The following is a 5017-nucleotide window of genomic DNA, read 5'->3' as shown; positions in this document are numbered from 1 at the left end:
GTGGCAGATGGCTATAAGGTGGTATCGCTGCATTGGCAGTCTGATGGCAGTATTGTTGAGCGCGACTTTTTAAGTGGCTTTTTAGGCGGCGAGAAATTGCTTGGCCGGCCCGTCGACATTGCGGAGGCGAGCGACGGGACTATCTTTATTTCGGATGATTATTCTGGCTCTATCTACCGGATCACCGCGCGAGACGCTGGCGGGGCAGCCGTATCGTCGCTAACTATGCCGCAGCGACAAGGTGGGGCGGAAGAGAGTGGCTTGGCGTCGTATACTCCAGAACAGCGCCGAAGCTTGGCAGAACTGGGTAAGAGCGCTTATCAAAACAACGCGTGTAGCAGTTGTCATGCTTTAGACTTGAGCGGTAGTAGCGCTTCGGCTGTTCCTTTAGTGGGTTTGGCCGAGCGCTATACGGTCGCCGAATTGGCCAGTTTCTTTACTGCGCCGACCCCGCCGATGCCAGTGTTTCCCCTTAACGCTGCAGACCGTGAAGCGTTGGCGGTGTACTTACTGGCTAGACCGTAGGCTAGGGAATACTAGCGGCGGTATTCCTGAATTAATACGCATTTTGAAAATCCTAAAAAGCGTCTTAATTCAGGGTGCGTAATGATACGTATCGTGCTAGCTAAGCATTTTCGTTAGTGTGTAAGTGTGGCTTGAGCCGGCGCGGAAAACTGGTGATTATGGCTCATTTCTATTAGTCTGTGTAATACGGATATTCCACCTCTATTCATTATTAGTGCCTTTTGCTCTTTGGTATTAAGCACGGCACCGTCGACGTCTGGATACGGCGCTCGGGTTTACATCACTAATACGGTAATACAATTCGTTAGAGGTATTTTAATGACACAATCGATAACAGGTTTTTCATCTAAGGGTTCATTAAAGCGTAAGCAGGGCGGCTTCGCCTTGGCTGCGGAATTAACACTCATGAGCTCGATTATGGTGGCTGGCGTGACCGTTGGCATGACCACCTTACGAGACTCTTTGCTAGCTGAAATGGATGATACTGCTGAGGCAATAGGCTCTTTAGATCAAAGCTTTTCCTACGCTGGGGTGCGCAATGGTCATGGCACGGCGGCGGCGGGCGGCTCTGGTTTTCGGGATGCCGTTGATACCAATGCCGGCGACGGCGTGGGTTTTGTTTTTGTTGCGCCGGATAATGTCGAGGGCGGTTTGTAGCTTACTCCTGAAATGAACTAAACAATAGAGGCGCCTTCAGGCGCCTTTTTTGTTTGGCAAATACAGCTATGGGCATTTACCGTGCGCTCGGCCAGATAAACGTCTATTTATGAGGGTTATTTCCATCAATATTCGCGAGACCCTACGATACAGGCGAGGATCGTAGTAAACTTGTCGCCGCCAGATTTCCTCAAGAAAGATAAAGCCCTTGGAAATTTGGAATGTAATGTGCACCGCAGCATTGCGTGGCGTTACGATAACCTTTGGGTATCGAGCTTTAAATCTCTTGCTTGTGAATAATTCGGGTGTAAAAGGAAGCGCAATGAAATCCATTTTTCTACTGCTATTTTCAGCGTTATTGTTAGTTGCCTGTGCAAGTAATGAAACAGTGGTGTATTCAAATGGATTTAGTTTTGCCAATTACGATTATGTCGTCATTGAGCGTGATACCAATAGCGCCATTTACGGCATGGATCTTGAATTTGGCAATATGATCGGCGCCTACAATATCGCGGTAGTCGGTTCCAAAGAGATAGAAAACCTGCCTTATGAGGCGAAAAAGCGCACCTTGGGTGTGCAGCTGTCGGTTAGCGGCAGCAGCGAGCGCATCATGCTGGGGATATCCTTCCAAGACTTTATCACTGGCCGTACCGTCGCGACTATCGGCTCTACGGAAAAAGGTGATTTATTTGATCGGGATGATCGCACCGAAATCTTTGATCTAGTTACTGGTACGGTTGTCGCTGCGATTAAACGCGACAAACAGCTCAATGTACAAAGTGGTCGTGGTCTTGATCGTAACCTACCGGTGACAGATGCCTCGCCGCGTCACAATACCCGCGATGACGCGAGTTATCGCAATGGTAATAACAATACAGATACCGAAGCTTGGCGCTACGAATCTCCTCAAGAGAAAGCGTATACCCTGACACCAGATTTTTCTGAGTAATACCTTCGCGCTTCGATTATAACTCGAGGCGAATACGCCAATAAATATCTGCTTCGAGGCGCTTTAGGTTCTCCTGATCCTGCACATCATCTGCTAATGCGTATGCCGTAACGAGCTGGGACTGCAATACTGAGCTGAAATTGATGTTAAGGGCGACGCCAATATCAGAGATGGTTTGGGCGTTGCCCGCGCTACTTCTGGTGTCGTTAAACCATGCTCCACCGTGCTCAATAAAGACACTGGGTTGTAAATTAATATCTCGCCACGTCCAAGTTTGGCTAAGTGCCAATTTCCCGTAGTAGCCTTCGTCGCCGATAAGTGCACCGGGCAAATATGCGCTGAGCGAGCTTATTCCGCCCAGAACAAATTGCTCTTGTTCGGGAAGTTGTTTGTTTGCGAACTGAGATTTTAGCTGTGTGCTAAAGGCCAGGTCATAGGGTAGCGGTAATTGGTAGCTAATACTGGGCTGCAGCGCGACAAAATGAGCGCTGCGAGCGGCGGGGGCGAGGTCTGGACTGGCACCGGCGTTGGGGTTTTGTTCTTGATAGCGCTGATCAAAACTGTCATAGCTGTCGAGGGTCCCGCCGCCGCTCAATCCAAATCGTGAGTTTAAGCCGATACTGAGTGAAGACCCTGTCGGAGCAGTGGCGCGAGTATATTTTAAGTCAATAGCCGCTGCACTATAGCGCTCATCCAATAACTTGCTGCCGTCTTCTGACTGCTCAATGACTGAATTCACATATTCAATTCGTTCGCTCACCGTGAATCGTTGCTTAGGAAAGCTGTAGACAATTTGCTGGCCGCGCAAAGCTAGCTGAATAATGTCCGCCTCTAAACGCGTGTTTTCCGGGGTGTTAGCACTAGCGCCCAAGCATAGCAGTCCAAGTAGAGCGCAGTTATTGTTTGCGCCATCTTCACTGGGTGGCCGTCGCTCGTAGTTTGAATAAGCTAGTTCTATACCGTATAGGCCATAACGAAATGGGTGGTCTGCGCTGGCGCTAAATTGGTGTAGTGAGTCGCCGTCGGCGGATTCGCCCAACTCGGTAAATGCGGATTGATAAGAGAAGGCGTATTCACTGCCGATTGCACTGCGATGCTTTATTCCAGCGAGGCCAAAGTAACGACCGATATAGCGACTGCCACTATTATTTAATTCAGCGATATAATCCGTCGCATCGTTATCTTTCAAGGCGTGGGCTTGTAACGTCAATACAACTTGTTTGGTGTCCGGCTGTTCTTGGTATGAATAACTGTAATCTATACCGGCGCGTCGAGCCTGCAGGTCGGCCAGTACCCGCGCGCGGTCAAACTCTGCGGCAGTTAAATCGGAATCACCTATCAGCCCTTCAAAGTGATTTTTTGCCTGGGGATTGCCGCGCACGTCACTTAAGGTGTATTGATTCACGAGAATAGTAATCCGATTGTCTACTCTGAAATACCGTAACTTAACCAGTAAGTGGCCAGCTTTATAATATTCGTTCGCTAAGCCAATAATCGCGTCTGAGGGTAATTGCGATTGCTTAATTATGCGTTCCACCGCTTCGGTGCTGAGGTAGCGATTACCAACGACTCGGATTTCGGTAGTATCAATCTGGCCTTGTATATAGGAGGCTCGGGAAACTGCTGTGTCTTGATAGCTTGCGCTAGCCACGAGCTGGGGTGGTAGCGCTGGGGGCAGATCAATTGCCATGCCTTAAATACTCCTGAATTTTTTATCGCTGGTTTAGCTACGCCAGCCTTTCTTAAGCTGATTTATCGCTGCCCACAGCGTCATAATTTATGGGCCTAAGTTCTACTCGACGATTTTCATTAAGTGCTTCTTTATCGCTTTTGTCGGGGTTTAATGGTTGAGTTTCACCGTAACCCTTGGCAGTGAGCTGTGATGGATTTACCCCTTTACGAATAAGGTAACTGCGTACCGCCTCGGCCCGAGCTTGTGACAGGCTTAGGTTGTAGCTCTCGCTCGCGCGGGCATCAGTGTGGCCCGCTATTTCAAAGCTTTGGCCTTCGCAAAGTGCGAGGTTGTTGGCAGCTTTATCTAATTCTCTGCGTGCCACTTCCGTTAAATCTGCCTTACCGGTTTCGAAATACACACCTACGAGTTGAGTAACTTTATTGCTGGGGCAGCAATTTCCGCCGTCACTCAGTGTTGCGCCTGCTTGGTCATTGCAAGGCCCCGATGATTCCTTGGGGTTTGCTGCCGCCGCTTCATCGCCGAAGTCGATGTTGTCGGTGGAGTCGCTCACCTTCGCCAATGTATCCACCGTATTATTGCCGCTAGATTGTGCCAAGGTGTAACGGGAATTTTGACCGGTAGACTCTTGGCCACTAAGCGTATTACTGGTGGTTATATTCGGTGGCGCGAACTCTGCAGTCGTACGGCTCCTAATTTCTGGGGAGTCATTCGACGCGACAAGGAGATCCGCTTCCGTCGCATTTAGGGCGGCTTCAATCGCGGCGAGGTCTTGTGGGCTAGGCATTCCATTACTAAAGGGCATGTCAGTGCCTACATTCTCGGCATCATCAAGCGGTGACTCGGTTTCCGTGGAATTTGTGTCACCGTCATCTGAATTCTCAGGTTCATCCGTATTCGTTACAAGCGTGCCAGTGTCGTTCGCGTCACGTGGCTGATCGTTATCATTTTCAGAATCACCCAGCCAGCTTTCGTCTTGGTTATTGCTGCCCACGGTGCTGGCGGAATCTGGCTGAGCATTGTCGAGCCGGTCATCAACGCTATTACTGCTGGCTGGGTCGTTGGCAGAATCTTCGCTGCCCCCGGTACTATTAGTGCCGGACTGCGGATTACCGGCGGGCTGGTCGTCGTCATTGTTGCCAGTAGTGGGGTTAGCCGTGCTCGGACTGTCGTCATTACCACCAGTGGTGCTC

5 protein-coding genes are annotated in these 5017 nt (G+C 49.9%); 3 read left to right on the top strand and 2 right to left on the bottom strand.

Features of this window, described 5'->3' with window-relative positions; translation table 11 throughout:
• The 3 genes from ABYT30_RS15335 to ABYT30_RS15325 form a co-directional block, all read left to right on the top strand.
• Nucleotides 1-525, top strand: a 525-nt coding sequence (locus ABYT30_RS15335; protein WP_373097375.1) for a c-type cytochrome, incomplete at its 5' end; no start/stop codon positions are given.
• A gap of 318 nt (nucleotides 526-843) precedes the next feature.
• Nucleotides 844-1182, top strand: a complete 339-nt coding sequence (locus ABYT30_RS15330) for a hypothetical protein (RefSeq protein WP_373079780.1) — start codon at nucleotides 844-846, stop codon at nucleotides 1180-1182.
• Nucleotides 1183-1504: 322 nt separating this feature from the next.
• The gene (locus ABYT30_RS15325) at nucleotides 1505-2131 is read left to right on the top strand and encodes a hypothetical protein (RefSeq protein ID WP_373097374.1); all 627 of its coding nucleotides are present in this window, start codon (nucleotides 1505-1507) and stop codon (nucleotides 2129-2131) included.
• Nucleotides 2132-2147: 16 nt separating this feature from the next.
• Here ABYT30_RS15325 and ABYT30_RS15320 read toward each other — a convergent pair whose 3' ends face one another.
• Together ABYT30_RS15320 and ABYT30_RS15315 are read right to left on the bottom strand one after the other, a co-directional pair.
• Nucleotides 2148-3821 (bottom strand): ShlB/FhaC/HecB family hemolysin secretion/activation protein, encoded by a 1674-nt coding sequence (locus tag ABYT30_RS15320; RefSeq protein WP_373097372.1) that lies wholly within the window; start codon nucleotides 3819-3821, stop codon nucleotides 2148-2150.
• A 52-nt stretch (nucleotides 3822-3873) separates the two neighbouring features.
• Nucleotides 3874-5017, bottom strand: a 1144-nt coding sequence (locus ABYT30_RS15315; RefSeq protein ID WP_373097370.1) for an OmpA family protein, incomplete at its 5' end; no start/stop codon positions are given.

The sequence above is a fragment of the Zhongshania sp. genome, from assembly GCF_041623545.1.
In the GTDB taxonomy this organism is placed as follows: domain Bacteria; phylum Pseudomonadota; class Gammaproteobacteria; order Pseudomonadales; family Spongiibacteraceae; genus Spongiibacter.
Note: the sequence above shows the minus strand (reverse complement) of the source record. Positions and strands in the feature narration are given on the sequence as shown.